Below are 26102 nucleotides of genomic sequence, written 5' to 3' on the forward strand. Positions count from 1 at the left end.
TTATCCTTATGATGACTGGGAGTACTGCTCTGTGGGTTGGTGCAGAAGAGTTCGTCCAGAAGACGTTAACCTGCTTCTCTTGACGTTCCAATGTGACAAGATTCCAGTCCCGGTCCGAGTAATTCAATGACCACCCGCAAAACCCTCGCCCTCAACCCCGAGGCTGCCGCAACCGCCGAAGCCCCCGCGCTCAAGAAGAAGGGCCGCGGGTGGGAGATTTCGGAGAAGCGGCTCGATGCGCTGCACGAACAGGCGCGCGAGCTGCGGCGGCACTCGTCCGAGGCGCACAAGGCGCTCGCGGCGAAGTTCGCCGCCGCCGACATGGGCCGTTACACCTTCAAGCGCCACGCCGTGGTCGGCTCGGCGATCGTCGATTTCAACTGCCACAACCTCGGGCTCGCGCTGGCGATCGACGAGGAGGGGCAGAACGACACCCTCGCCAAGCGCCGCGACAAGAGCCTCGAGGCGGTCGGCATCAAGGTGATGCGGATCGCGGCGAAGGACATCCTCGAGGATATCGACGCGGTGCTCCAGCGCCTCACCCTCGCCATGCGCGAGCGGATCGCGGCCAAGAAGGAAGCCGCCCGCGCGCACAAGGCGGCCAACCCCAAGCAGACCTATTCGCGCCCCAAGCCGTGCGGACCCGCCCGTGACGACACCACCAAGCCCCGGAGCCGCAAGCCGTGATCGCCGCCAGCCTCCTTGCCACCCTCGTCGCGCTGCAAACCACCGGCGAAAGCGCCGTGGCGATCAAGAACGACAATCCGGAAACCTGGACGGTCGAATATCCCTTCCTGATCCGGCCCTATGTCGCCGATTACCGCCGCTGTCTCGCGCTCACCAACCGGCGGATCGCGGGCAAGGCCGATTTCGAGCAGCAGCACGCCGGCGACGTGACGCGCTGCGTCGAGGCACGGGCCAAGGCCGTCGCGGATTCCAACGAAGTGCTGGCCGGGGCCAAGACCACCCTCAGCCCCGCCGAGGTCGCGCAACTGTTCGACAATATCGGCGCGATCCACATCGCCCGGGGCCGCGATCTCGACCAGCAGTTCATGATGCGGCTCGCCGGGGCCGAGGCGGCGGGCGAGGCCTATGAAGCGAACAAGCCCAAGGGGCTGGTGATCGAACTGCGCGATGCAAGCGTCGTCAAGGCGCGCACCGATGCCACCGCCCCTGCGGCGCAGGAACAGGACAAGGACGGCAAGTAATGCTGATCATCGACAATCTTCACGCCAGCGTCGGCGAAAAGCCGATCCTGAAGGGCCTCACCCTCACCGTCCCCGCGGGCGAGATCCATGCCATCATGGGCCCCAACGGTGCGGGCAAATCGACCCTCTCCAACGTGCTCGGCGGCAAGCCCGGTTACGAGGTGACCGCGGGCAGCGTGACCTTCCGGGGCGAGGACCTGCTGGCGCTGGAACCGCACGAGCGCGCGGCCAAGGGGCTGTTCCTCGGCTTCCAGTATCCGGTCGAGATCCCGGGCGTCTCCAACGTCCAGTTCCTGCGCGAGGCCCTCAACGCCCAGCGCAAGGCGCGCGGGGAGGAGCCGCTGAGCGGCGGCGAGTTCCTGAAGCTCGCCAAGGAGAAGGCGGGCCTGCTGAAGATGGACATGGAAATGCTCAAGCGGCAGGTGAACGTCGGCTTCTCGGGCGGCGAGAAGAAGCGCGCCGAGATGGTGCAGATGGGCATTCTCGATCCCGCCTTCGCGGTGCTCGACGAGACCGATTCCGGCCTCGACATCGACGCGCTCAGGATCGTGGGTGCGGGCATCAATGCGATCATGCGCAGCCCCGACAAGGGCGTGCTGCTCATCACCCACTACCAGCGCCTGCTCGACGTGGTGAAGCCGGACAAGGTGAGCATCCTTGCGGGCGGCCGCATCGTCGAGACCGGCGGGCCGGAACTCGCTCTCAGGCTCGAGGCCGAGGGCTATGACGCGGTGATGGCGTGACGACAGCCACTCTCCCCACGCGCCGCGATGAGGCGTGGCGCTATGCCGATATGGACGCGGTGGCGCGGCTTGGCGTGGCGGCGCTGGACCAGTGGCAGGCGATCGACGTCCCCGCTGGCGAGAGCCTGACGCGCTGCCTCGTGGTCGGTTCGGGCGAACCCGAACTGCACCGCTTCCGCGTCCAGCTGGGCGAGGGCGCGCGGGCGGCGTTCTTCGTGACCAATGCGGGGAGCGACTACACCCGGGTCGAACTGGAAGTGCACCTCGCAAGGGGTGCGCATTTCGAATTCGGCGGCGTCACCATCGGCGGGGCGGGCGTGACCCGCGAATTCGTGACGCAGGTCGTCCACGCCGAGCCCGAGGCAACCTCAAACCAGACCATCCGCGCGGTCCACTGGGCCGGGGCGACGGGCAATTTCCTCGGCGAGATCAAGGTCGCGCGCCATGCGCAGAAGACCGACGCCGCGCAGGACTTCAAGGGCCTGCTGCTCGAAGCGGGCGCAAGCGCCAATGCCGTGCCGCAGCTCGAAATCTTCGCCGACGACGTCAAATGCGCCCACGGCGCGACGGTCGGCGCGCTGGATGAGGCCGCGCGCTTCTACATGATGGCGCGCGGGGTCGACCCCGCGACGGCGCAGCGCCTCATGGTGCAGGCCTTCATCGGCGATGCCTTCGTGGCGCTGGAGGACGAGGAGAGCCGCGAGACGCTGCTCGATGCCGCGCTGGCGGCGCTGGAGGGAGCCAAGCTGTGAGCGACGCGGCCACCCTTGCCCCCCTTGCGAACCTGCGGGCCGACTTCCCCGGCATGGTCACCCATGACGGCAAGCCTTGGCACTACCTCGACACCGCCGCCACCGCGCAGAAACCGCGCGCCGTGATCGACGCCATGGCCCGCGCGCTGGGCGAGGATTACGCGACCGTCCACCGCGGGGTCTACACCCGCTCGGCCGAGATGACGCTCGCCTACGAGGCGGCGCGCCGGACCGTGGCGCGCTTCATCGGCGGGCACGAGGACGAGCTGGTCTTCACCCGCGGCGCGACGGAAGCGATCAATCTCGTCGCCCAGACCTGGGGCCGGGCGAACCTCAAGCCGGGCGACCGCATCCTCCTCTCGCAGGCCGAGCACCATTCGAACATCGTGCCCTGGCAGATGGTGGCCGGGGAGGTGGGCGCGCACATCGACGTCTGCCCGCTGACCGCCGACCACCGGATCGATCTGGACGCTGCCAAGGCGATGCTGACGGAGCGGCACAAGCTGGTCGCGCTGGGTCATGTCTCGAACGTCACCGGCGCGCTGCTCGATGCCCCGCGCGCAGCGGCGCTGGCGCACCGCGTGGGCGCTTTGCTGCTGCTCGACGGCTGTCAGTCGGCACCGCATATGCAGGTCGATGTCAGGTCGTTGGCATGTGATTTCTACGTGTTTTCCGCCCACAAGCTCTACGGCCCGACCGGGATCGGGGCGCTATGGGCGAAGCGGGAGCTGCTCGCCGACATGCCCCCGTATCAGGGCGGCGGGGCGATGATCGACCGCGTAACCTTCGAACGCACCACCTACGCCAGCGGCCCCCAGCGGTTCGAGGCGGGCACTCCCGCCATCGCCGAGGCCATCGCCTTCGCGGCTGCCGCCGACTATGTCAGCGCCATCGGCCCGGACCGGATTCATGCGCATGAACAAGCACTTGTCGCCCGCCTGCGGCGCGAACTCGGCGCGATGAACGACGTCACGCTGTTCGGCCCTGCCGACAGCGCCGGGATCGTCAGCTTCGCGATCGACGACATTCACCCCCACGATCTCGGCACGATCCTCGACGAGAGCAATGTCGCGATCAGGGCCGGGCACCACTGCGCCCAGCCCTTGATGGACTACCTCGGCGTCCCCGCCACGGCGCGCGCCAGCTTCGGGGTCTACTCGACCGAGGCCGACATCGACGCGCTGCTCGCCGGGATCGCCCGCACCCGCCGCATTTTTGGAAAAGGATGAGAGCGATGGACAGCTCGACCGAAAAGCCCCCCCGCGCCCGGGTTCAGGACGCGATCGACACGGACGACGCGGCCCCGCGCCAGCGCGACTATCTCGACGGCTTCCTCGCCGCCAAGCCTGCCGCAGACACGGTGGGCGGCGAGGGCAGCGACCTGCAGGCCGCCGTGATCGAGGCGCTGCGCGAGATCTATGACCCGGAAATCCCGGTCAACATCTACGATCTCGGCCTGATCTACGGGGTCGAGGTCGACGACAACGCCGATGCCACCGTCACCATGACGCTGACGACGCCCCATTGCCCCGTCGCGGAGTCCATGCCCGGCGAGGTCGAGCTGCGCGTCTCCAGCGTACCGGGAATCCGCGATGCCGAGGTGAACCTCGTCTGGGACCCGCCGTGGGGCCCGCACAAGATGAGCGACGAGGCGCGGCTCGAACTGGGGATGCTGTGACGCTGGCACCCGCCTTGACCATCACGCTCGCGGATTACCGCGACACCCGCGATGCGGCCGACGTCGTGGCGCTGCTCGATGCCTATGCGCGCGATCCGATGGGCGGGGGCGAGCCTTTGCGCGATGACGTCAAGGCGCGCCTGACCGGCGATCTGGCCGCCAACCCGCAGGCCTTCTCGTTGATCGCGCGTCTGGAAGAGCGGGCGGTCGGCCTTGCCAACTGCTTCACGGGCTATTCGACCTTCGCCGCTGCGCCGCTGGTCAACATCCACGATCTCGCCGTCCTGCCGGACGCACGTGGCAAGGGCATCGGCAGGGCGTTGCTCGCCGCCGTCGAGGCCGAGGCCTTGAAGCGCGGCGCGTGCAAGATCACATTGGAAGTGCTGAGCGGCAATCCCGCGCGCCATCTCTACGCCGCCTGCGGGTTCGGCGACTACCAGCTCGATCCCGCTACCGGGCACGCGCTGTTCTGGCAGAAGAGGCTGACATGACCGACACCACCACCACCACGCGCGCCGCACCCAAGGCCGCCGTCACCCTGACGCCCTCTGCCGAGGCGCGCATCGCCGAGCTGATGGCCAAGGCCCCCGAAGGCGCGATCGGCGTCAAGCTCTCGACCCCGCGCCGCGGCTGCTCCGGCCTCGCCTATTCGGTCGACTACGTCACCACCGAGGCGAAGTTCGACGAGAAGATCGTCACCCCGGGCGGGGTATTCTACATCGACGGTGCTTCGGTGCTCTACCTCGTGGGCTCGATCATGGACTGGCGCGAGGACGATTTCACCGCCGGCTTCGTGTTCGAGAACCCCAATGCCAAGGGTGCCTGCGGCTGCGGCGAGAGCTTCATGGTGTGAGCGGTGGTCGTCACCGTCACCCTGTCGACCAGGCTCGCCTGCACGGCTGACGAAGCGTGGGAGCGGGTCCACACCTCGGCGCTGCTGATGCATGTCGCCGCGCCGCTGATCCGCTTCACGCCCAAGGGCCGCGCGGCCTTCCCCGCGATCTGGCAGCCGGGCGAATACCGCGCCTGGATGTGGCTGTTCGGCCTGATCCCCATCGGCTGGCAGGCGATAGTGATCAGCGAGCCGCCGCCCGAAGGCGCGACGCGCTTCGTCCGCGACAACGGCTACGGACCGCTGATCAGGCGCTGGGACCACTGGATCGCGATCACGCCGCTCGATGACGGCACGACGCATTATGTCGACCGCGTGGACATCGATGCGGGGCTGCTCACCCCGCTGATCGAGCGGTTCGCGCGGGTGTTCTACGCCCACCGCCAGCGCCGCTGGCGCGAGCTGGCGCGCACCGGCTTCGCCGCTCTGAAGGGCTGAACTGTCAGTCGCCCTGCGCGAGGCGCGCGATCAGGCGGCTTTCGAGTTCGTCGACCTCGCCGTCGGCATCGACCATGCTCTCGAGCCATTCGCTCTCGAAGTCGGTGACCTTTTCGCCCTCGGCGGCGATGGCCGCATAGTCGGGGCTGGACGGTTGCTTCTTGCCGAACACCAGGCCGAAGTGGTTCCCGACATGGGGCACCTCGCGGATCACCCGGCCGATGAAGCGCCCGACGTTGGCCTTGTGCCCGGAGGCGATGAAGGCTTCTAGCTCGCGCTTGCGTTCGTGGCTGAGCTGGGCGTTCTGGTGGGTGAAGCCCTTGAGGAAGTTCGCCACGCCGTCGATGAACAGGTCGTCCCACTCGGCCGCGTTCTCCTCGGCGAGGGTGGCGTCCTTGAGGCGGAACAGCATCTCGGCCTCGAAGCGCGAGACCGCCGCCGGTGCGCAGCCTCCGCTGGCGAAGATCACCCGGCGGATGATCCGGCACTCGGCGGCGGTGATGCGGGTCGCGGCAAGCTCGCCGCCGCAGCGGGTCGGACCGGTGCCGGTCAGCACCTCGCGCTCGATCTGGTCGAGCACGTAGTTCTTGAGCCGGTCGGGCACGTTCTCCGCGCGTTCGATGATCCGTACCATCGTCTCGAGCTCGACCATGCTGTCGACCACGCCGTCATGGTCGATCTGGCTGATCAGCCACTCGGCCTCCTCGAGCGAGCATTGCAGGCGCGGCGGGGTGCCGTTCAGCACGAACTCGCCGATCGCCTCGACGAAGAAGTCGCACCATTCGGGGCTGCGCTCGACGAGCGCGTTGTTCACCGCGAACAGCGCCTCAGCCTCGGCGCGGGTGATGATCCCGTCGCCCCAGCCCTCGCGGCGCAGCGCGAGCAGGCCCTCGGCGGTGATCTGGCCGTCGGCCGCCGCCCGCCGGGCGATGTCGATGAATTGCGTGGTCATGCCGGTCTTCCCCTGGGGTTCCGCCCCAAGTGATGGCACGATCAGGCTTAAGACCGCGTTACCGCGCCTCTTTCCCCCGCTCGACCTCGCGGATGCAGGCGCCCGGATCGGCCGGCGCACCGCCCTGGCGGATGCGCGCCGCGACATGGGTCGCGGTCGGTTCGGCCCCGGCGGCGAGGGGGTAGAGGTAGATGTCGAGCACGCAGGACGGCCCGCCGAACTGGAGCTTGCGGGCGTCGCCCTCGGCAAGGTCGATGCGCGGGCTGCCGAAGCGCCGGGTGAGCGCCGCGGCGGGCGAGCCGATCACGCCCTCGAGGCCGGCGGGCGCCATCACCTGCGGCACCATCACGATGCTGCCGCGGGGCGCACCCGGCGCAGGCGCTGGGCGGCGGGGCGATCCGCCGCCACCGCCCGCGCAGCCTGCGAGCACGCTCGCCGCGAGGCCGGCCAGAAGTATCCCCCGCCCGATCATCGCCGCGCGCTCCCCTCCAGCCGCCGCAGCACGAGATGCGTCCCGGCCGCCGCGCCCACCACCGGCGCGAGGAGATTGGCGAGCGGCACCAGCATCAGCCCCGCCACCGCCGCGCCGAGCAGGAACCGCTCGCCCGCGCCGACCGGGTTGCCGCGCTCGTCGCCCGCGCAGTGCCGCAGCCACGCCATGTCGGTGCACTCGCGCCCGAGCAGCAGGGCGTTGACCGCCAGAAACACCACCGCCGGACCGATCGCGGTGACGGTCAGCACCGCCGCCACCGGCAGGGCCAGCAGGTTGTAGCCGACCACCCGCAGCAGCCCGCGCACCGCGACCGACACCTCGCGGGCGAGCGGCAGCGGCCGCGCCTGCCCCGCCAGCGCCGGATAGTGCCGCGCCTCGACCGCTGCCACGACCTCGTCGGCGAAGAACTGGAGCACCGCCAGCGCGACCACGCGGAACAGGAACCAGAAGGCGGCCAGCCCGATCACCAGCGCGGCGAGCGCCTGCGCGGCGGGGGCGAAGCCCTCGGGCAGGAGCGCGGCGACCCGCTCCTCGCGCAGCACCACCGCGAGGCCCTCGTAGAGCCCCCAGCCGGCCAGCGCGAACACCGCCAGCGTCACGGCCACGCTCTTGACCAGCACCGCCAGAACGGCGCGGTCGCCAAGCTGGCCGAGGGCCTTCAACAGCGCGGCAGGGACGGCGGACATCACGCCGGGTCGATGCGGTGGCCGCCGCGCGAAGTCAACGCGCTCGTGCTGCGCCGCACACAGATCGCTTGGCGCAGGGGCCGAACCCCGCTAGGCGGCGCCCGCAAGCTCAGACAAGGAACCTGCCCGTGCCCGAACCGACCCCGCCCCGCTACGACGTGATCGCCATCGGCAACGCCGTGGTCGACGTGATCGCCTCCTGCGAGGAGGAGCTGATCGAGGAGCTCCAGCTGAACCGCGGCGGCATGACCCTGATCGACGAGGCGCGCGCCGAGGAACTCTACGAGGCCATGCCCCCGGCCCGCGAGGTCTCGGGCGGCTCGGCGGCGAACACCCTGGCGGGGCTCGCCACGCTCGGCCTCCAGTGCGCCTTCATCGGGCAGGTCGCCGAGGACCAGCTCGGCAAGGTCTTCCGCCACGACATGCGCGCGACCGGCATCGATTTCGACACCCCCGCGCGGGAAGGCGAGCCGGCCACGGGCCGCGTGCTGATCTTCGTCACCCCCGATGGCGAGCGGACGATGAACACCTTCCTCGGCGCAGGCCAGTTCCTCCCTGCCGCCGCGCTCGACGAGGACCTGATCGCGAGCGGCGCGATCCTCTATCTCGAAGGCTATCTGTGGGACCCCGAGGAGCCCCGCCGCGCCATGCGCCGCGCGATCGAGGTCGCGCGCGACGCCGGCCGCAAGATCGCCTTCACGGCCTCCGAAAGCTTCGTGATCGACCGCCACGGCGACGATTTCCGCAGCATGATCGACGAAGGCGTCATCGACATCCTGTTCGTCAACGAGACCGAGCTGGCGACCCTGACCGGCGAGGACGATTTTGAAGCAGGCCTCGCGGCGGTGGCGGGCAAGGTGCCGGTGCTGGTCGCCACCCGCAGCGAGAAGGGCGCCGTCGCCATCGCCCACGGCGAACGGGCAGAGGTGGCCGCCGTGCCGGTGATCAAGGTCGTCGACACCACCGGCGCGGGCGACCAGTTCGCCGCCGGCTTCCTGTCGGGCTACGTCAAGGGCGAGCCCCTGACCCGCTGCCTCAAGCGCGGGGCGATCTGCGCCTCGGAAGTGATCTCGCACTACGGCCCGCGGCCCGAGGCGGACATGCAGGCGCTGATGGCCGAGCGGCTCTGAGGCCCTTGCGAAGTTTACAAAGTTGACACTGTAAACTTCGCGATCCTACAGGAATTGCCCCGTAATTTCATCGCGTTGCCTCGCAAAAGCGAAGTTGACACTGTGCGCGGCGTTTTTCCCTGTTCCCGGGCGGGCAAGGCGGGCTGACGATGCGAAAGAGCAGGGCGCACCCTAAGCCCTCGCCGCGTCTGTAGGAAAGCTCACTCGTCGGGGACGTAGCCCGCGTCGCGCAGCGTCACCATGTAGGCGGCGATCTGGCGGGTCTGGGCGGGGGTCAGGGTGAAGTCCATGTCCTCGGGATAATTGTGCGCCTCGCCCAGCCAGTTGGCGAGCGACGTTTCCGACAGCCCCCGCCGGTTGGCGATCGCCGCGAAGCTGGGCGAGGCGGGGTTGGGCGAGAGGAACGGCGGCTCGACCGCATGGCACCCCCCGCACGCCGCCTCGACGAAGGCCGGTGCACGGGTGTCGCGCGAGGGCGATGTGGACTTGCCCACCATCGGCGGCGGGTTGTCGGTGCCGGGGGTCTGGCAGGCGGCAAGCGCGAGCAGCAGGGCCGGGGCGAGAAGGATGAGGCGATGTTTCATGCCGGTCTTGTCCTCCCTATCGGCCCTGCATTCCTTGACCGGGATCAAATTTCCCGCAAGCCTTCGCCTGTGGAACGACGGCTTTTCCCGAGAAATGGCGGCAGGCTGGTGCCCTGAAGGCACGGCGCGATCATCCTCCGATCCGGACACGCCGCTGCGGGGGGCATCGTTGCCGCCGGGGAACCAGCGAGCGATTGATGCTGTATGTCTCCTGAAGGGAGGATGTCAGCGTGAGCGGACACGAGACGGACTGCGAGCGGCGGCGCGAAGCAGGGCTCGCCAATGCGAACCTGCGGCTCCAGGCGGTGCTCGACAACGCGTCCTTCGCCATCTTCCTGATGGATGACCGGCAGCGATGCATCTACATGAACGCGGCCGCCGAGGAGCTCACCGGCTACACGCTCGACGAGGTCCTAGCGCTCGACCGGCCGCTTCACGACATCATCCACCACACCCACCCCGACGGGCGGCCCTTCCCGCTGCACGAATGCGCGATCGACCGGGCCTTCCCCGAACATGCCCAGACGCGCGGGGAGGAAATGTTCGTGCACCGCGACGGTCACTTCTATCCCGTCGCATTCTGCGCCAGCCCGATCCGCGACGAGGCGTCCCAGACCATCGGAACGATCATCGAGGTGCGCGACATCTCGCAATACAGGCGCGCGCAGGCCAATCAGCGGGTGCTGATCAACGAGCTCGACCACCGGGTGAAGAACACCCTTGCAACGGTGCAGGCGATCGCGGGCCAGACCTTCGAGGGCAGCGATGCGGCGGCGCTGGCCAGCTTCAAGAACCGGTTGACCGCCCTGTCCAAGGCGCATGAAGTGCTGACCCGCAACGCGTGGGAGCCGACCGCGCTCGACCGCATCGCCGGCAGCGTGGCCGGGACCTTCGGGCCCGACCGCTTCACGCTGGCCGGCCCCGAGCTCATCGTCTCGCCGAAGGTGACGGTCGCGCTGATGATGGCGCTGCACGAGCTTGCCACGAATGCGGTGAAGTATGGATCGCTGAGCATCCCCGGCGGCCGGGTGCGGATCAGCTGGCGCCACGAGCCCCCGGACGACAGCGTGCTGGAAGTGGTGTGGGAGGAAAGCGACGGCCCGCCCGTGACCCCGCCGACCCGCACCGGCCTCGGCATGCGGCTGATCGAGGAACAGCTCGCCTACGAATTCGGCGGAAGCACGCAGATTCGCTTCGAACCCGGCGGTCTCCTCTGCACGATCGATCTGCCTCTGGCCTAGCGCCGGAACGGATCGGGGCGGTTCAGGGCGCAACAATCATGCGCCGGCCCGTGCAAAAGATTCACGGGTGGATTCGAATGATTCAATCACCATATTTTTCTTCACAGATTCAATTTGGGGCTTGCAGGTCCCGCGACTCAAGCTTGCTCCACGCGTCGCGGGTCTGACCCGGCTCTGAAACGGAGCCGTCATGGTAACTAGGTGCTTAATCGCCCGTTGACGCGGATTCCCCGGTGATTCATCATCTAGTGGTTCGGCGCAAATCGGACCCCCAAGCCGTGGTGAATCCCTGCCGCTCCCCAGCGGAGCGAAGGAGGGAGGACTCGCTTCGGCACACAGGGCCTGCAGCGCGCCACGAACGGGATCGACCGACCTGCCCTGCCGACCGCGACAGCGCAGTCCTGTTGGCAAGTCTGTGGACCCGGCGGTATGGAACAGAATCGGAACATGGCCTCTTGTGCCATAGTCCCGATTCGGGGGAGAAGTGGGGCTGACAATGGATTTCAAGGCGAGCGACAACGTGCCCGATGACGCGGTGAACACCGAAGTGACCAATGAAAGCGAAACCGGCGCGGGTGCGGGGGATGAAAAGGCTGTGACGATGAAGACGATGGATACCGGCTCCGACGCCCTGATCGCCGCCAAGGCGGGCGAGGCGCTGGTGGACGCGATGGCCACGGCCATGAAGGATGCGGGCAAGACCGACAGCAAGAAGGTCAACGACCGCCGCTTCGCGATCGTCACCGATGCGAGCCGCGACGCGCGCCTCACCGATTTCGGCAAGGAAACCCTGACCGACCGCTACCTGCTGCCCGGAGAGACCTATCAGGATCTCTTTGCCCGCGTGGCCGATGCCTATGCGGACGATCAGGACCACGCCCAGCGGCTCTACGACTACATTTCGAACCTGTGGTTCATGCCCGCCACGCCCGTTCTCTCGAACGGCGGCACCAATCGCGGTCTGCCGATCTCGTGCTACCTGAACTCGGTCGAGGACAGCCTCGAAGGGATCGTCGGCACCTGGAACGAGAACGTGTGGCTCGCTTCGAAGGGCGGCGGGATCGGCACCTATTGGGGCAATGTCCGCGGCATCGGGGAGCCGGTGGGCCTGAACGGCAAGACCAGCGGCATCATTCCCTTCGTGCGGGTGATGGATTCGCTGACGCTGGCGATCTCGCAGGGCTCGCTGCGGCGCGGCTCGGCCGCCTGCTATCTCGACATCTCGCACCCCGAGATCGAGGAGTTCCTCGAAATCCGCAAGCCTTCGGGCGACTTCAACCGCAAGGCGCTGAACCTCCACCACGGCGTGCTCGTCACCGACGAGTTCATGCAGGCGGTGCGTGAAGGCGCCGAATTCACCCTGCGCAGCCCCCGCGACGGGTCGGAGCGCGGCAAGGTCGATGCGCGCTCGCTGTTCCAGAAGCTGGTCGAGACCCGGCTGGCCACCGGCGAGCCCTACATCGTCTTCTCCGACACCGTGAACCGCATGATGCCCAAGCATCACCGCGATCTCGGGCTCAAGGTCTCGACCTCGAACCTGTGCTCGGAAATCACCCTGCCGACCGGGATCGACCACCTTGGCAATGACCGCACGGCGGTGTGCTGCCTCAGCTCGCTCAACCTCGAGACCTGGGAAGAGTGGAAGGGCGACAAGCAGTTCATCGAGGACGTGATGCGCTTCCTCGACAACGTGCTGCAGGACTACATCGACCGCGCGCCCGACGAGATGGCCCGCGCCAAGTATTCCGCCAGCCGCGAGCGCAGCGTCGGCCTCGGGGTGATGGGCTTCCACTCCTATCTCCAGCAGAAGGGCGTCGCCTTCGAGAGCGCGATGGCGAAGGCGCTGAACCTCCAGATGTTCAAGCACATCCACGCCAAGGCCTCGGAAGCCTCGATGCTGCTCGCTCAGGAACGCGGGCCCTGCCCCGATGCCGCCGACATGGGCGCGATGGAGCGGTTCAGCTGCAAGATGGCGATCGCGCCGACCGCGTCGATCTCGATCATCTGCGGCGGGACCTCGGCCTGCATCGAGCCGATCCCGGCCAATATCTACACTCACAAGACCCTTTCGGGCAGCTTCATCGTGCGCAATCCGTACCTCGAAAAGCTGCTCGAGAAGAAGGCGAAGAACTCGACCAACGTCTGGAACTCGATCCTCGAGCGCGGCGGCTCGGTCCAGCACCTCGACTTCCTGACACCCGAGGAGAAGGCGGTCTACAAGACCAGCTTCGAGATCGACCAGCGCTGGCTGCTCGAATTCGCCGCCGACCGCACGCCCTATATCGACCAGGCCCAGTCGCTGAACCTGTTCATCCCGGCCGACGTCGACAAGTGGGACCTTATGATGCTGCACTACCAGGCGTGGGAACGCGGCATCAAGTCGCTCTACTACCTGCGCTCGAAGTCGGTGCAGCGCGCCGGGTTCGCGGGCGGGGTCGAGGCCGACAACACCTCCGAGGCGCCCCGGATCGAGCTTGCCGCCAATGGCGAGCAGACCGATTACGAGGAATGCCTGAGCTGCCAGTAATCGCAGCCGCAGCGCGCGGGCGGGGGCCCGGCCGGCCACCCGCCTGCCCTGCGACCACGGGGGAGGAAGCGATATGAACGTGCCATTCGTCGTCGCACTGATCGGCCTTGCGGTCAGCGCGTGGTTCGCGGTCCAGTCGGTGCGCGAGTTGAAGCGCAACCAGCCCGGCCACCTGCGCAACGCCGCGATGATCCACATCGCGATGGTCTCGATGCTCGTGCCCTTCTGCCTGATCGTCATGGCCTATTACTGGCCCGCCTGAATCCGCGCGGGGGTCACCCCCGTATATGCTATACTGATCGCCTGACCGGAGACTAAGCCCATGTCGCTTCTCGAAGCCCGCCCGACCTACAAGCCCTTCCAGTATCCCTGGGCCTACGACTTCTGGAAGCGCCAGCAGCAGATCCACTGGATGCCCGAGGAAGTGCCGCTGGGCGAGGATTGCCGCGACTGGGCGCAGAAGATCACCGATCACGAGCGCAACCTGCTCACCCAGATCTTCCGCTTCTTCACCCAGGCCGATGTCGAGGTGCAGAACTGCTACCACGAGAACTACGGCCGCGTCTTCAAGCCGACCGAGGTCAAGATGATGCTCGCCGCCTTCTCCAACATGGAGACGGTGCACATCGCCGCCTATTCGCACCTGCTCGACACCATCGGGATGCCCGAGGCGGAATACAGCGCCTTCCTCGAATACGAGGAGATGAAGGACAAGCACGACTTCCTCGGCCAGTTCGGCGTCGACACGGATGAAGACATCGCTCGCACGCTCGCGGCCTTCGGCGGCTTCACCGAGGGGCTCCAGCTCTTCGCCTCCTTCGCCATGCTGATGAACTTCCCGCGCCACAACAAGATGAAGGGCATGGGCCAGATCGTCAGCTGGTCGGTCCGCGACGAGAGCCTGCATTGCGAGGGCATCATCAAGCTGTTCCACACCTTCTGCGAGGAACGCCAGTGCCTCACCAAGGCGGTGAAGGAGGACCTGATCGACATCTGCCAGAAGACCGTCCGCCTCGAGGACGCCTTCATCGACCTCGCCTTCGAGATGGGCCCGGTCGACGGCATGAGCGCCAAGGAGATCAAGCGCTACATCCGCTACATCGCCGACTGGCGCCTGAAGCAGCTGGGCCTCCAGGAGATCTACATGATCGAGGAACACCCCCTGCCGTGGCTCGCGCCGCTGCTGAACGGGGTGGAGCACGCCAACTTCTTCGAAACCCGCGCGACCGAATATTCGAAGGGCGCAACCCGCGGCAACTGGAACGACGTGTGGTCGAGTTTCGACAAGCGCCAGAAGGCGAAGGCGGCGAATGAGGGCACTGCGGAAGAGGCCGAGGCCGGGCTGTTTGGGGCTGAGGCTGCGGAGTAGGTTGCTATGAGCTTGCCCTAACGAACTTCTGCAAACAATTGCACCCCTTACGAAGTATAATGAGGCCCCCGCAGTATCTGCGGGGGCTTTTTCGCTCAACGAAAGGAAGGGCTCCGCCTGCTAGGTGGGGCCCTTTTTCGTTATCTCAGCGCATGCCCAACCCGCTGCGACTAAGGCGGCAAAGCCGCCAAGTCTCGCTCCCTTCCCGCAGGCGGGAAGGGGGATCGGCGCGGCCCGATCCCTTGGCTTTTTCCCACCCCCGGCCCCTCCCGCAGGCGGGAGGGGAGTTGTTGGCGCTTCTTTTTCCCCTCCCGCTTGCGGGAGGGGTTAGGGGTGGGCCCTTCCTTTCAGCCCCCGCAGCCGCTCGACTTCCTGGCGGATCGCGCTCACGACGCCCTCGACATTGCTGTGCACATCCTCGTTGGTGAAGCGCAGCACCGTGTAGCCGTGCGCCGCCATCCATGCGTCGCGGCGCGCGTCGCGTTCGGGGGTGACATCGTGGCTGAAGCCGTCGAGTTCCACCACCAGCAGCAATTCTCGGCACAGGAAGTCGGCGAACCATGGCCCGACCGGCATCTGGCGGCTGAACTTCGCGCCGGTCTGGCTGCGGGAGAGGAACACCCACAAGGCCCGCTCCGCCGGGGTCGCCTCGCGCCGCAGCGACCGGGCGCGGGCGGTGTCGCGGGGCTTCCAGTCTGGCATTTCAGGAGGTTATTGGAGAATGAGGCTCTCGACAAGACAGGCCCACCCCCGGCCCCTCCCGCAAGCGGGAGGGGAGTATCAGCGCCTCTTGTCCCCCTCCCGCTTGCGGGAGGGGTCAGGGGTGGGCCTGCGCGCTACCGCACTCACCAGTACGCCTACTTTCCTACACAGCCCGTGCGCTCCTATGACCTGCTTGGGGCTCTCCCGCCCCCGGCTCTTTCGGAATCGTCGCACAGGCGGCAGTCGCCGCATGATCGGGTGAACAAAGCCCCCTTTCCCTGTCCGTCCGGTGCGGCGGAACCGCGCTATCGAACGGAAAAAGCCGGAAATAATGGCGCGTCGCCAAGCGGACAGGGTGTCCGCTTTGTCCGCCTCTAGGCCCCGCACCAGCGCCGGCGCGGCCCGCCCCAGCGGGTGGCGAGGCCCTCGCGGACCAGCACCGCGCCGATGCTCTGGCCGCCGCGGGTGACGATCCGCAGCTCGCGGCCATAGCGGTCGCGGGTGCGGCCGCCGGGGGGCGTCTCGAGCGCGAAGCCGCCGGCGTTGAGGAGCTGGCGCAGCCGCTCGGTCGCGCGCTCGCCAAGGGCACGCTCCTGCGGGCAACCGGGCCGGGCGATCTCGGGGGTGTCGATGTCGGCGATGCGGATCTTGGTGCCGCGGTACCAGATCGTGTCCCCGTCGACGACGCAGGTGACGCGCACCGGCCCGGAGCACACCGGGAAGAGCGCGCGGTGCGGCTCGCCCCGGCCCTCGCTGTCCTGCGCCTCGCCGGCCTCCGGCCAGAGCGCCAGCGCGCCAAGGGCGGCAAGAGGTGCGGCGGCAAGCGCCAGCCAGCGGCGGCGGAAGGGGGCCGGTCGTGTCATGCTGTTATCCCGCGGCGGAGAATAGCGGCCCGGCGGTTTCGTTCCAGTGAATTTGACCCCGGTCAAACGCCTAGGGGGGCGAAGCGGCTAGGCGTGGGGCACCACAAGGGGAGACACGACATGTCCGCACACACGCCCAACGAACTGGCCGACACCTTTCCCGAGGATGCCGCCGCACTCCACCGCCTGAAGCTCACCGATGCCCATTTCGCGCGCCTCGCCGAGCGGCATCACGAAGTGAACCGCACGATCCACCGCATCGAATGCGAGGCCGAGGCGGCGAGCGACGAGCGGCTGGAGGAACTGAAGCGCGAACGGCTGCGCCTGCTCGACGATATCGCCGCGATGCTGGAGCAGGCACCGGCCGAATAGCGATCCGGGAGGGATCACCGGTCCCATGCGGGCGGGGGCATGAGGCGATGCTCCCCCCGCAACCCGCCAGGGGACGCTAGTCCAGCGCCTCGCCGCGCGCCGAGCTTCGCCGGTCGGTGCCCGAGCGGCGCTCGCCCTTGCGGCGGTCCTCGCCCTCGATGGGGAGCTGGGCCTTGCGCCGGTCGCCCTGCCTGCGGCCCCCGCCTTCGGGATCGGCAGCCGAAGCGCCGGCCGGTGGTGTCGCACTGTCCTTGTCGGCCATGTTCACCTCTCTCGAGGCGCGATGATAGCACCAAGCGGCTGAAATGCCTAATCAGGGGTTACCGAAGGCACCAAGCCGCTTGGCCCCGCGCGCGCGAGCCGCTAGGGCGCGGCCCGAAAGCGCGAGGTGCGCGCGGGGGGAATGAACGCCGGTGACCGAAAAACTCAACCACACGCCGCCCCGCTCGGGCGCGGACACGCCCGAACTCTTCAAGGCCGAAGTGCTGATCGAGGCGCTGCCCTATTTCCAGCGCTATGCCGGGCGGACCTTCGTGGTGAAATACGGCGGCCACGCGATGGGCGACCCTGAGGCGGCGCGCGATTTCGCGGAGGACATCGTGCTTCTGAAGGCCGTCGGCATCAACCCGGTGGTGGTCCACGGCGGCGGCCCGCAGATCGGCCAGATGCTGAAGCGGCTGGGGGTGGAGAGCACCTTCGTCGATGGCCTGCGCGTGACCGATGCGGCGACGGCGCAGGTCGCCGAGATGGTCCTCTCGGGCGCGATCAACAAGGAGCTGGTCGGCTGGATCGCCGGCGCGGGCGGCAAGGCCATCGGCATCTCGGGCAAGGACGGCGGGCTGGTGACCGCGCGCAAGGTCTCGCGCACCACCCGCGATCCCGACAGCAACATCGAACAGGCGGTCGACCTCGGCTTCGTGGGCGAGCCGGCGAGCGTCGACACCACCGTGATCGACACGATGGTGGCCGCCGGCATGATCCCGGTGATCGCCCCGATCGCGCCCGGCGAGGACGGGGCGACCTACAACATCAACGCCGACACCATGGCCGGCGCGATCGCTGCGGCGCTGGGCGCGGCGCGGCTGTTCCTGCTGACAGACGTGCCGGGCGTGCTCGGCGCCGGGGGCGAGCTGCTCACCGACCTCACCCCCGCCGACATCGCGCGGCTGCGCGAGGACGGGGTGATCCGCGGCGGCATGGTGCCCAAGCTCGAAACCTGCGTCGCGGCGGTGCAATCCGGCTGCGAGGCGGCGGTGGTGCTCGATGGCCGGGTGGGCCACGCGATGCTGCTCGAATTCTTCACCGCCCGCGGCGCCGGCACGCTGGTGCGGGCCTGAGCCCGAACAGGCCTATGGCGCGAGGCGTATTAAGCGGCTAATACGCCCTCACGGGACTTGACCGCGCGCGGCGGCTCGCCAGATGCGAGCCGAGCGCCCTTCGCAACGGAACACGGATCGCCATGACTGACGCACTTCTCCAGATCTTCATTATGGTGGTGAACACCGCCAACATGCTGCTGATCATCTGGTTCATCATCGGCCTGCTTTTCGCCTTCAACGTCGTCAGCCCGAGCAACCAGTTCGCCTATGCCGTGCACGATGCGTTGTCCCGCCTGTTCGAGCCGGCGCTGCGCCCGATCCGCAAGGTCATGCCCGATACCGGCGCGATCGACTTCTCGCCGATGGTGTTCCTGATGCTGCTCAACGCCGTCGGCTACATCCTCCAGGGCGCGCTCGCCTGATGCCGGAGGCGGTGCGGATCGACGGCAAGGGCTTCGCGGACGGGCTTCGTGCGCGCATCGCCGCGGCGGCGGAGGCCTTCGCCCTGCACGCGGGCCGGCGCCCGGGGCTTGCGGTGGTGCTGGTGGGCGAGGACGCGGCGAGCCAGGTCTATGTCGGCGCCAAGGGCCGCGCCTGCATCGAGGCCGGGATCGCAAGCTTCGAGCACCGCCTGCCCGCCACCACCGGCGCGGCCGAGCTGCTGGTGCTGATCGAGCGATTGAACCGCGATCCGGAGGTCGACGGCATCCTCGTCCAGCTGCCGCTTCCCGAGGGGCTCGACGAACAGGCGGTGATCGCCGCGATCGATCCCGACAAGGACGTGGACGGGTTCCACGTCATCAATGCCGGGCGGCTCAGCGTCGGGCAGGAGGGCTTCGTCCCCTGCACGCCGCTGGGTTGCCTTATGCTGCTGCGCGATCACCTCGGCGACCTCAGCGGGCTGGAGGCCGTGGTGATCGGCCGGTCGAACATCGTCGGCAAGCCGATGGCCCAGCTGCTGACCGACGCCAACGCCACCGTCACCATCGCGCACAGCCGCACGCGGGACCTCCCCGAGGTGGTGCGCCGCGCCGATATCGTGGTCGCCGCGGTCGGCCGGCCGGAGATGGTGCGCGGGGACTGGATCAAGCCGGGCGCGACCGTGATCGATGTCGGCATCAACCGTCTGCCGCCCACCGAGGACAGGCCGAAGGGTCGCCTCGTCGGCGATGTCGCCTATGCCGAAGCGCTTGGCGTGGCGGGTGCGATCACGCCCGTGCCGGGCGGGGTCGGGCCGATGACCATCGCGGTGCTGCTCAGGAATACACTGGTCGCGGCGCACAGGCACGCGGGGATGGACGCTCCTTCCGGGATCTAACCCGTTCGTCCTGAGCTTGTCGAAGGACCGTCTTTTCTTCAGAGTTCGAGAAACAGGAAGTACGGCCCTTCGACAAGCTCAGGGCGAACGGAGATACGGATGCGGGTCGTAGCTTTGAGCCTTCTTCTCACACTCTCGCTTGCCGCCTGCGCAGGGGGTGGAGGGCCGCCCAAGCCGAACAAGCGCCAGATGGCGATGATCGACCGCGCGCTCGCAGTCGCGCCGGGCGCGGCCCAGCCGAGCAACATCGTCGCCGCCGAACTCGCCTTCTCGCGCGCGGCGAGGGAGCGCGGGCAGTGGACCGCCTTCCGCCTGTTCGCCGCCCCCGGCGCGCTGCTCCACGGGGGGAACGGCCCCTTCCTCATCGAACCCTGGCTCGCCACCCAGACCGATCCTCCCGAGGCCGTCCAGTGGCAGCCGCGCATCGTGGTGATGAGCTGCGACGGGGCGCTCGCGGTCAGCCAGGGCCGCTATCGCGATCCCGATGGCAAGGTCGGCAATTTCGTCACGGTCTGGGAACGCCAGCCTTCCGGCGACTACCGCTATGTCTTCGACGCCGGCGGCGACGACGTGCCCCAGCCCCCGCCGCGCAAGCAAACCGAGGCGCGGCCGGGCGATATCGTCGTGACCGAGATCGACGCGGTGCAGGGCCTTGTCGCCACCTGCCCGCGCGGGGGCGCCGGAACCCCGCCGCCGCCCGCGGTCCCCGTGGGCGAGGAAGGCAAGGCCGACGCCCGCCTCTCGCGCGACGGCACGCTGCGCTGGCGCTGGGAGCACCGCGCCGACGGCACCCGCTATGCCGCCGCCGACTATTTCCACCAGGGCCGCTGGGTCACCGCCATCGAACAAAGCCTTGTGCCGACCGCCGATTGATGTGAGGGGGCGCGCGAGCTTGCCCAGATGGTCCTGACCGAACTCTTCCTTTCCGCCTTCGTCACCCTGTTCGTGGTGATCGACCCGCCGGGGTGCGCGCCGATCTATGCCGGGCTGACCAAGGGCGCATCGCCCGCCCAGGCGCGCAGCATGGCGCTGCGGGCGACGTGGATTGCGGCGATCATCCTCCTCGTCTTCGCGCTGTTCGGCCAGCAACTGCTCGGCGCGCTTCATATCGAATTGAACTCCTTCCGCATCGCGGGCGGGCTGATGCTGTTCTTCATCGCCTTCGACATGGTGTTCGAGAAGCGCACCCAGCGCCGCGAGGAACGCGCCGAGAAGATCGCCGCCACCCCCGAGATCGAGGATGTCTCGGTCTTCCCCATGGCGATGCCGATGCTCGCCGGCCCGGGCGCGATCGCGGCGGTGATGCTGCTGATGAACGAGGCCGAGGGCTGGCCCGAGATGATCGAGGTGCTTGCCGCGCTCGCCGCGGTGCTCGCCATCACCGCCGCCGCGCTGGTCGCCGCCGGACCGCTGATCCGGCTGCTCGGCGACAAGGTCGAGGCGGTCATCACCCGCCTGCTCGGCGTTCTGCTTGCCGCGCTTGCGGCACAATATGTCATCGACGGGCTGAAGGGCAGCTTCGGCATCTAGATCACGCCCGCACCGCGCACTAAGAGCGCGTGAGCATTCTGACAGGAAATTCCATGTTCAAGCATTTCGGTGGTTCGCTGCTGTTCACTCTCGCCGGCCTCGTGCTGGGCGGCTGGTATGGCTGGGAGCTGACCGGCACGATCGACGGGATGCTCGGCATCGTGTGGATCTGCGCGGTGCTGGCGGTGCTCGAAGTCTCGCTGTCCTTCGACAATGCCGCGGTCAACGCCTCGATCCTCAAGGACATGGACCCGGTCTGGCAGCGGCGCTTCCTGACCTGGGGGATCGCCATCGCGGTGTTCGGGATGCGGATCGTCTTCCCGCTGGTTATCGTGATGGTCGCTGCCGCGCTCGGCCCGGTGGAGGCGATGCAGCTCGCGCTCAACGAACCGGCCGAATACCAGCGCATCGTCAGCGAAGCGCACGTCGGATTGATGGGCTTCGGGGGCGCGTTCCTCGGGATGGTCGGCCTCAAGTACTTCTTCGATGCCGAGAAGGAAGTGAACTGGATCGAGGCGATCGAGCGCCCGCTCGCCAAGGTCGCCAATATCGAGGCGATCGCCATCGGCGTGGTGCTGGCCGGGACCTGGGCAGTGGCAAGCGTGCTGCCCGGGGAGGAGGCGCTGACCTTCCTCATCGCGGCCATCGCCGGCCTGCTGACCTATCTCGCGGTCGAGATCGTCAACCACCTGCTCGAACCGCCGACGCCCACCACGGGCGACGTCGCCAAGGCGGGCTTCGGGGCGTTCCTCTATCTCGAAGTGCTCGATGCGAGCTTCAGCTTCGACGGGGTGATCGGTGCCTTCGCGCTCACCAACAACCTCATCATCATCGCCATCGGCCTCGGCATCGGCGCGATGTTCGTGCGTTCGATGACGATCTTCCTCGTCAACAAGGGGACGATGAGCGAATACCGCTATCTCGAGCACGGCGCCTTCTATGCGATCATCGCGCTGGCGGTGATCATGTACCTCAACACCTTCGTCCACATCCCCGAGGTCATCACCGGGGTGATCGGCGCGGTGCTGATCGGCCTCGCCTTCTGGTCCTCGGTCAGGTGGAACCGCGCCAACGGCACCGCCCAGCCCGAGGACGCGCTGGCCTGAGAGCCTAGGCCCAGTCGCCCAGCAGGGGCGAGAACTCGTCGACCCGGATCAGCTGCCACACCCCGCCGGTGAGGTAGGGATCGTCCGCCAGAATGGCGCGCGCGGCGGCCTCGTCCTCGGCCTTCACGATCAGCAGCGATCCGATGATCAGGCCATCGGCGCGCTTGAGCGGCCCGACGATCACGAAATGATCGGCATTGGCGTGGATGAACTCGAGATGCGCGGGCCGGTGGATCGCGCGCAGCCGGCCGCCGTCTTCGCCGTCGCGGCAGTGGAAGCAGAACATCCGCATGATCGTGTGGGGCCCCTGTTGATCGCAGCGCGAAGCTAAACGGGCCCGGCGCGGCGGGCAAGCGGGCCGTTGCAAAACCGGCGCTTGAAGCGCAGCCTTCGCAGGTCCAGAGGGCCGGGCATTGCCCCGCGAATCGTTTCAGGTGAAACCAGATGGCCGACTACTCGCCCGCCCCCGCAATCGACCGCACCGACCTGCGCCGTGCCTATCGCCAGGAGGAGGAGGCCTGCATCGCCGAGCGGCTCGAACAGGCCGCCCCCGCGGCGCGGGTGCACGCGGGCGCGGCGCGGCTGGCGATCGACCTGATCGAGGGCGCGCGGGCCAAGAAAGCCTCCGGGATCGACGCCTTCCTCCAGCAATACGGCCTCGATACCGAGGAAGGCATTGCCCTGATGTGCCTAGCCGAGGCGCTGCTGCGCGTGCCCGATGCGGCCACCGCCGATGCCCTCATCAAGGACAAGATCGGCCAGATCGACTGGGGCGAGCATCTCGGCGAAAGCTCCTCGACCTTCGTCAACGCCGCGACCTTCTCGCTGATGCTGACGGGCGAAGTGCTCGATCCGCCCGATGCGCGGCAGAAGGGGCTGGGCAGCGCCTTCAAGCGGGCGATGAACCGGCTGGGCGAGCCGGTGATCCGCACCGCCACCGCGCAGGCGATGAAGATCCTCGGCGGCCAGTTCGTCTTCGGCCGCACCATCGACGAGGCGCTGAAGCGCGCCGCGCCCGAACGCGCGCGGGGGATCACGCACTCCTTCGACATGCTCGGCGAGGCGGCGATGACCTTCGAGGACGCCGAGAAATACCGGCAGGCCTACGAGAGCGCCCTGACGCGGCTGGCGCGCGAGGCGGGGGCGGGTGTCGCAGGCTCGCCGGGGATCTCGGTCAAGCTCTCGGCGCTGCACCCCAAGTACAATTTCTTCCATGCGGACGAGGCGAAGGCGGCGATGGTGCCGGTGATCCGCGATCTCGCGGTGCGCGCGCGCGATGCCGACATCCATTTTACGATCGACGCGGAAGAAGCCGAAAGGCTCGAACTCAGCCTCGACATCATCGAGGAACTGGTCGCCGATGACGACCTTTTCCGCCGCCCGGACGGCAGCCGGTGGGAGGGCTTCGGCCTTGCCATCCAGGCCTACCAGAAGCGCGGCCTGTGGGTATGCGACTGGGCGGGCAAGCTCGCGCGGCGGCACGGGCGCAGGCTGTTCGTGCGGCTGGTCAAGGGCGCCTACTGGGACAGCGAGGTGAAGCTCTCGCAGGTCGGCGGCTATGCCGACTATCCGGTGTTCACCCGCAAGGTCGCGACCGACGTCAGCTACCTCGCCTGCGCGGCGCGGCTGTTCGAGCATTCGGACGTGATCCGCCCGGCCTTCGCCACGCACAACGCCTACACCATCGGCGCGATCAAGCATCTCAGCGAGGGCAAGCCGTTCGAATTCCAGCGCCTGCACGGCATGGGCGAGGAAGTCTATGACGCGCTCCATGCGCTCGAGGGCAACCAGCGTACCCCGGTGCGCATCTACGCGCCGGTCGGCGGGCACAAGGAGCTGCTCGCCTATCTGGTGCGGCGTCTGCTCGAGAACGGGGCCAACACCAGCTTCGTGAACCGGATGGGCGATGCCGACATTCCGGCGGAGGAGCTGGTCGGCGATCCGGTGGCGGAACTCGCGGCGATGCGCCCGCGCCGCAACCCTGCGATCCCGCTGCCTGCCGACATCTTCGGCGCGCGCCGCAACAGCGCCGGGATCGACCTCTCCGACCCGCTGGTGCGCGCTCCCCTGCTGGAGCGCCTGAAGCTGCTCGAGGGCGTCCACTGGCGTGCCGAGCCGACCTTCCCCGCCGCAAGCGCGGGCGAGATCGCGCCGATCACCAGCCCGCACGACATGGCGCAGGTGGTCGGCACCCGCCGCGACGCCACTCCGCAAGAGGTCGATGCCGCCTTCGCCCGCGCCGCCGCGATCCAGCCCGGCTGGGACGCACTCGGCGGCAAGGCCCGCGCGCTGCTGCTGGAGGAGGCCGCCGACCTGTTCGAGGCGCACACCGCCGAATTCCTCAGCCTGTGCCAGCGCGAGGCGGGCAAGACCCTGCTCGATTCCGTGCTGGAGCTGCGCGAGGCGGTCGACTTCCTGCGCTACTACGCCGCCGAGGCGCGTCGCCAGTTCGCCGCGCCGGTGATCCTCCCGGGGCCGACCGGCGAGGAGAACAGCCTCTCGCTCCACGGACGCGGGGTGTTCGCCACGATCAGCCCGTGGAACTTCCCGCTCGCGATCTTCATCGGCATGGCGAGCGCGGCGCTGGCGGCGGGCAACAGCGTGATTGCCAAGCCTGCCGAGCAGACCCCGCTGATTGCCGCGCTCGCGGTGAAGCTCTGCCACGAGGCGGGGATCCCGCCCGAGGCCTTCCAGCTGCTCCCGGGCGCCGGCCCGGTGGGGCAGATGATCACCGCCGACCCGCGCCTCGCGGGGGTTGCCTTCACCGGATCGACCGAGACGGCAAGGGCGATCAACCGCGCCCTCGCCAACCGCGATGGCCCCATTGCCACCCTGATCGCCGAGACCGGCGGGCAGAACGCGATGATCGTCGACAGCTCGGCGCTCCCCGAACAGGTGGTGCGCGACGTGCTGGCGAGCAGCTTCCAGAGCGCCGGTCAGCGGTGCTCGGCGCTCCGGGTGCTCTACCTCCAGGAGGACATCGCCGAACCCATGCTGGCGATGATCCGCGGCGGCTTCGCGGCGCTCACCGTGGGCGACCCGGCAGACCTCGCCACCGATGTCGGCCCGGTGATCGACGAGGACGCGCGCGCCGCGCTCGAACGACACGTCGCCCGCAGCGAGGCGAGCGGGCGCAAGGTCGAGCGCCTGCCCCTGCCGCCAGGCACGGGCAAGGGCTGCTTCGTCGCGCCGACGATCATCGAACTGGGCGGCATCGGCGAATTGAAACGCGAGCAATTCGGCCCGGTGCTCCACGTCGTGCGCTTCCGCGCGGGGGAACTCGGCCGCGTGATCGAGGACATCAACGCCACCGGCTTCGGCCTCACCCTCGGCCTCCACAGCCGCATCGCCGAGACCCGGCGCTTCGTGCAGGCGCGTGCCAAGGTGGGCAATTTCTACGTCAACCGTAACCAGATCGGTGCGGTGGTGGAGAGCCAGCCCTTCGGCGGCGAGGGCCTTTCCGGCACAGGGCCCAAGGCCGGCGGCCCGCACTACCTCGCCCGCTTCGCGACCGAGCGCGTGACCTGCATCGACACCACGGCGGCCGGCGGCAACGCGAGCCTGCTGGCGGCGGGTTAGAGCGCCCGCGTCAATCGGATGTCGATCTCGCGGCTCACGTAACGCCACTCCTCGCTCGCGCGCAGGCGGGCGAGGAGTTCGTCGAACATCCCTTCGTGCTCCGGGGCGAATTCGAACCAGGTGAGGAAGTCGAAGGGCTCGCCCAGGTCGCGGCCGTGGTGCAACCGGCGGGCGACTTGCGGCAGGTATTCCATCCCGATCGAGGTGTGGCGCGACTGCTCCTCGTAGATCCGGCGGCGTTCGTCCTGCGCCAGCGCCCACCATGCCTCGGACTTGCTGATGGGAATCAACGCCGCCCGCCGCGCCTCGCCGCGCCCGAGCGGACTGCCGCGCGCCGACAGCGCGGCAAATTCCTCGCGCAGGGTGTAGCGCAGGTGGCTGGCGACGCCCGAAAGCGTCCACACGGTTCCCGCCGCAGGCGCGCGCTCCCCCGGCCGGACCGACAGGCCCCGGGCAGCGGGGAGGCTCTCCCCTGCCAGCGTCGTCATGCCGGTCACCGCCCAGTCGCCCCCGGCACCGCCGTCGAAGGCATAAAGAACCCGCGCGCCATACGTCATGCCGCAAGCTTGCGCCGAAGCGCGCGCTTGGCTCTATCGAAATGGACTCGCCGGGCCTATCCT

At 68.3% G+C, this 26102-nt stretch carries 31 protein-coding genes; 22 read left to right on the forward strand and 9 right to left on the reverse strand.

Annotation, left to right across the window (positions count from 1 at the left end; translation table 11 throughout):
* Nucleotides 1–126 precede the first annotated feature (126 nt).
* Genes CBR61_RS03405 through CBR61_RS03445 form a run of 9 tightly spaced genes read left to right on the forward strand, consistent with a single transcriptional unit; the run spans nucleotide 127 to nucleotide 5711 of the window.
* Nucleotides 127–687 (forward strand): DUF559 domain-containing protein, encoded by a 561-nt coding sequence (locus tag CBR61_RS03405; RefSeq protein ID WP_088913097.1) that lies wholly within the window; start codon nucleotides 127–129, stop codon nucleotides 685–687.
* Nucleotides 684–1208 (forward strand): hypothetical protein, encoded by a 525-nt coding sequence (locus tag CBR61_RS03410; RefSeq protein WP_088913098.1) that lies wholly within the window; start codon nucleotides 684–686, stop codon nucleotides 1206–1208. The genes CBR61_RS03405 and CBR61_RS03410 overlap by 4 nt, the downstream gene beginning before the upstream one ends.
* The gene (sufC, locus tag CBR61_RS03415; RefSeq protein WP_088913099.1) at nucleotides 1208–1951 is read left to right on the forward strand and encodes a Fe-S cluster assembly ATPase SufC; all 744 of its coding nucleotides are present in this window, start codon (nucleotides 1208–1210) and stop codon (nucleotides 1949–1951) included. The genes CBR61_RS03410 and sufC overlap by 1 nt, the downstream gene beginning before the upstream one ends.
* Nucleotides 1948–2703 carry a SufD family Fe-S cluster assembly protein gene (locus tag CBR61_RS03420; protein WP_088913100.1) on the forward strand — a complete coding sequence of 252 codons (756 nt, stop codon included), beginning with the start codon at nucleotides 1948–1950 and terminating at the stop codon, nucleotides 2701–2703. The genes sufC and CBR61_RS03420 overlap by 4 nt, the downstream gene beginning before the upstream one ends.
* On the forward strand, nucleotides 2700–3932 hold the full coding sequence (locus tag CBR61_RS03425; protein WP_088913101.1) for an aminotransferase class V-fold PLP-dependent enzyme: 1233 nt from the start codon (nucleotides 2700–2702) through the stop codon (nucleotides 3930–3932). Before CBR61_RS03420 ends, CBR61_RS03425 begins: the two co-directional genes overlap by 4 nt.
* 5 nt (nucleotides 3933–3937) lie before the next feature.
* Complete coding sequence (locus tag CBR61_RS03430; protein ID WP_172835911.1) at nucleotides 3938–4381, forward strand: SUF system Fe-S cluster assembly protein; 444 nt, start codon at nucleotides 3938–3940, stop codon at nucleotides 4379–4381.
* Between the two features lie 14 nt (nucleotides 4382–4395).
* On the forward strand, nucleotides 4396–4872 hold the full coding sequence (locus tag CBR61_RS03435) for a GNAT family N-acetyltransferase (RefSeq protein ID WP_233996831.1): 477 nt from the start codon (nucleotides 4396–4398) through the stop codon (nucleotides 4870–4872).
* Nucleotides 4869–5234 (forward strand): HesB/IscA family protein, encoded by a 366-nt coding sequence (locus CBR61_RS03440; RefSeq protein ID WP_088913104.1) that lies wholly within the window; start codon nucleotides 4869–4871, stop codon nucleotides 5232–5234. The genes CBR61_RS03435 and CBR61_RS03440 overlap by 4 nt, the downstream gene beginning before the upstream one ends.
* A gap of 3 nt (nucleotides 5235–5237) precedes the next feature.
* Nucleotides 5238–5711 carry a hypothetical protein gene (locus CBR61_RS03445; protein ID WP_088913105.1) on the forward strand — a complete coding sequence of 158 codons (474 nt, stop codon included), beginning with the start codon at nucleotides 5238–5240 and terminating at the stop codon, nucleotides 5709–5711.
* Between the two features lie 4 nt (nucleotides 5712–5715).
* On the opposite strand, the gene CBR61_RS03450 is transcribed toward CBR61_RS03445, so the two are convergent.
* From CBR61_RS03450 to CBR61_RS03460, 3 genes are read right to left on the reverse strand one after another with little or no spacing between them, the layout of a single operon-like run.
* On the reverse strand, nucleotides 5716–6663 hold the full coding sequence (locus CBR61_RS03450) for a hypothetical protein (protein WP_088913106.1): 948 nt from the start codon (nucleotides 6661–6663) through the stop codon (nucleotides 5716–5718).
* Between the two features lie 58 nt (nucleotides 6664–6721).
* The gene (locus CBR61_RS03455) at nucleotides 6722–7135 is read right to left on the reverse strand and encodes a hypothetical protein (RefSeq protein ID WP_199797452.1); all 414 of its coding nucleotides are present in this window, start codon (nucleotides 7133–7135) and stop codon (nucleotides 6722–6724) included.
* A complete protein-coding gene (locus tag CBR61_RS03460; protein WP_088913107.1) occupies nucleotides 7132–7842 on the reverse strand; it encodes an EI24 domain-containing protein in 711 nt (236 codons plus the stop codon). The genes CBR61_RS03455 and CBR61_RS03460 overlap by 4 nt, the downstream gene beginning before the upstream one ends.
* 128 nt (nucleotides 7843–7970) lie before the next feature.
* Here CBR61_RS03460 and CBR61_RS03465 point away from each other — a divergent pair, with 128 nt between their 5' ends.
* On the forward strand, nucleotides 7971–8972 hold the full coding sequence (locus CBR61_RS03465) for an adenosine kinase (RefSeq protein WP_088913108.1): 1002 nt from the start codon (nucleotides 7971–7973) through the stop codon (nucleotides 8970–8972).
* Nucleotides 8973–9172: 200 nt separating this feature from the next.
* Here CBR61_RS03465 and CBR61_RS03470 read toward each other — a convergent pair whose 3' ends face one another.
* Complete coding sequence (locus CBR61_RS03470) at nucleotides 9173–9556, reverse strand: hypothetical protein (protein ID WP_157696480.1); 384 nt, start codon at nucleotides 9554–9556, stop codon at nucleotides 9173–9175.
* Between the two features lie 230 nt (nucleotides 9557–9786).
* Here CBR61_RS03470 and CBR61_RS03475 point away from each other — a divergent pair, with 230 nt between their 5' ends.
* The 4 genes from CBR61_RS03475 (at nucleotide 9787) to CBR61_RS03490 (ending at nucleotide 14693) form a co-directional block, all read left to right on the forward strand.
* The gene (locus CBR61_RS03475; protein WP_199797453.1) at nucleotides 9787–10797 is read left to right on the forward strand and encodes a sensor histidine kinase; all 1011 of its coding nucleotides are present in this window, start codon (nucleotides 9787–9789) and stop codon (nucleotides 10795–10797) included.
* 496 nt (nucleotides 10798–11293) lie between these two features.
* Nucleotides 11294–13324 carry a ribonucleoside-diphosphate reductase subunit alpha gene (locus tag CBR61_RS03480; RefSeq protein ID WP_088913110.1) on the forward strand — a complete coding sequence of 677 codons (2031 nt, stop codon included), beginning with the start codon at nucleotides 11294–11296 and terminating at the stop codon, nucleotides 13322–13324.
* A gap of 73 nt (nucleotides 13325–13397) precedes the next feature.
* Nucleotides 13398–13586 carry a hypothetical protein gene (locus tag CBR61_RS03485; RefSeq protein WP_088913111.1) on the forward strand — a complete coding sequence of 63 codons (189 nt, stop codon included), beginning with the start codon at nucleotides 13398–13400 and terminating at the stop codon, nucleotides 13584–13586.
* A 60-nt stretch (nucleotides 13587–13646) separates the two neighbouring features.
* Nucleotides 13647–14693 (forward strand): ribonucleotide-diphosphate reductase subunit beta, encoded by a 1047-nt coding sequence (locus tag CBR61_RS03490; protein ID WP_088913112.1) that lies wholly within the window; start codon nucleotides 13647–13649, stop codon nucleotides 14691–14693.
* Nucleotides 14694–15020: 327 nt separating this feature from the next.
* Here the strand turns inward: CBR61_RS03490 and CBR61_RS03495 are convergent, their stop codons facing one another.
* Complete coding sequence (locus CBR61_RS03495) at nucleotides 15021–15395, reverse strand: endonuclease domain-containing protein (RefSeq protein WP_088913113.1); 375 nt, start codon at nucleotides 15393–15395, stop codon at nucleotides 15021–15023.
* A gap of 374 nt (nucleotides 15396–15769) precedes the next feature.
* Complete coding sequence (locus CBR61_RS03500) at nucleotides 15770–16258, reverse strand: thermonuclease family protein (RefSeq protein WP_088913114.1); 489 nt, start codon at nucleotides 16256–16258, stop codon at nucleotides 15770–15772.
* Between the two features lie 120 nt (nucleotides 16259–16378).
* On the opposite strand from CBR61_RS03500, the gene CBR61_RS03505 reads away from it, so the two are divergent.
* Nucleotides 16379–16630: a YdcH family protein gene (locus CBR61_RS03505; RefSeq protein ID WP_088913115.1), complete on the forward strand. Its 252-nt coding sequence runs from the start codon at nucleotides 16379–16381 to the stop codon at nucleotides 16628–16630.
* 76 nt (nucleotides 16631–16706) lie between these two features.
* Here CBR61_RS03505 and CBR61_RS03510 read toward each other — a convergent pair whose 3' ends face one another.
* Nucleotides 16707–16892, reverse strand: a complete 186-nt coding sequence (locus CBR61_RS03510) for a hypothetical protein (protein ID WP_157696481.1) — start codon at nucleotides 16890–16892, stop codon at nucleotides 16707–16709.
* A 151-nt stretch (nucleotides 16893–17043) separates the two neighbouring features.
* On the opposite strand from CBR61_RS03510, the gene argB reads away from it, so the two are divergent.
* The 6 genes from argB to CBR61_RS03540 all read left to right on the forward strand — a co-directional run bounded on the left by argB (nucleotide 17044) and on the right by CBR61_RS03540 (nucleotide 21903).
* Nucleotides 17044–17967 (forward strand): acetylglutamate kinase, encoded by a 924-nt coding sequence (gene argB, locus CBR61_RS03515; RefSeq protein WP_088913117.1) that lies wholly within the window; start codon nucleotides 17044–17046, stop codon nucleotides 17965–17967.
* A gap of 122 nt (nucleotides 17968–18089) precedes the next feature.
* A complete protein-coding gene (locus CBR61_RS03520; protein WP_088913118.1) occupies nucleotides 18090–18371 on the forward strand; it encodes a YggT family protein in 282 nt (93 codons plus the stop codon).
* Nucleotides 18371–19267 (forward strand): bifunctional methylenetetrahydrofolate dehydrogenase/methenyltetrahydrofolate cyclohydrolase FolD, encoded by an 897-nt coding sequence (gene folD, locus CBR61_RS03525; protein WP_088913119.1) that lies wholly within the window; start codon nucleotides 18371–18373, stop codon nucleotides 19265–19267. Before CBR61_RS03520 ends, folD begins: the two co-directional genes overlap by 1 nt.
* 114 nt (nucleotides 19268–19381) lie before the next feature.
* The gene (locus CBR61_RS03530; RefSeq protein WP_233996832.1) at nucleotides 19382–20140 is read left to right on the forward strand and encodes a hypothetical protein; all 759 of its coding nucleotides are present in this window, start codon (nucleotides 19382–19384) and stop codon (nucleotides 20138–20140) included.
* Nucleotides 20141–20173: 33 nt separating this feature from the next.
* Complete coding sequence (locus CBR61_RS03535) at nucleotides 20174–20797, forward strand: MarC family protein (protein ID WP_088915430.1); 624 nt, start codon at nucleotides 20174–20176, stop codon at nucleotides 20795–20797.
* Nucleotides 20798–20850: 53 nt separating this feature from the next.
* The gene (locus CBR61_RS03540; RefSeq protein WP_088913121.1) at nucleotides 20851–21903 is read left to right on the forward strand and encodes a DUF475 domain-containing protein; all 1053 of its coding nucleotides are present in this window, start codon (nucleotides 20851–20853) and stop codon (nucleotides 21901–21903) included.
* Between the two features lie 4 nt (nucleotides 21904–21907).
* Here the strand turns inward: CBR61_RS03540 and CBR61_RS03545 are convergent, their stop codons facing one another.
* Nucleotides 21908–22195 (reverse strand): YciI family protein, encoded by a 288-nt coding sequence (locus tag CBR61_RS03545; protein WP_233996833.1) that lies wholly within the window; start codon nucleotides 22193–22195, stop codon nucleotides 21908–21910.
* A 152-nt stretch (nucleotides 22196–22347) separates the two neighbouring features.
* Between CBR61_RS03545 and putA the strand changes: the two genes are divergently transcribed.
* Nucleotides 22348–25482, forward strand: a complete 3135-nt coding sequence (putA, locus tag CBR61_RS03550) for a bifunctional proline dehydrogenase/L-glutamate gamma-semialdehyde dehydrogenase PutA (RefSeq protein WP_088913122.1) — start codon at nucleotides 22348–22350, stop codon at nucleotides 25480–25482.
* On the opposite strand, the gene CBR61_RS03555 is transcribed toward putA, so the two are convergent.
* A complete protein-coding gene (locus CBR61_RS03555) occupies nucleotides 25479–26039 on the reverse strand; it encodes a chlorite dismutase family protein (protein WP_233996834.1) in 561 nt (186 codons plus the stop codon). The two genes, putA and CBR61_RS03555, sit on opposite strands and share 4 nt — an antisense overlap.
* Nucleotides 26040–26102: the final 63 nt, after the last annotated feature.

Source organism: Porphyrobacter sp. CACIAM 03H1 (genome assembly GCF_002215495.1).
Lineage (GTDB): Bacteria > Pseudomonadota > Alphaproteobacteria > Sphingomonadales > Sphingomonadaceae > Erythrobacter.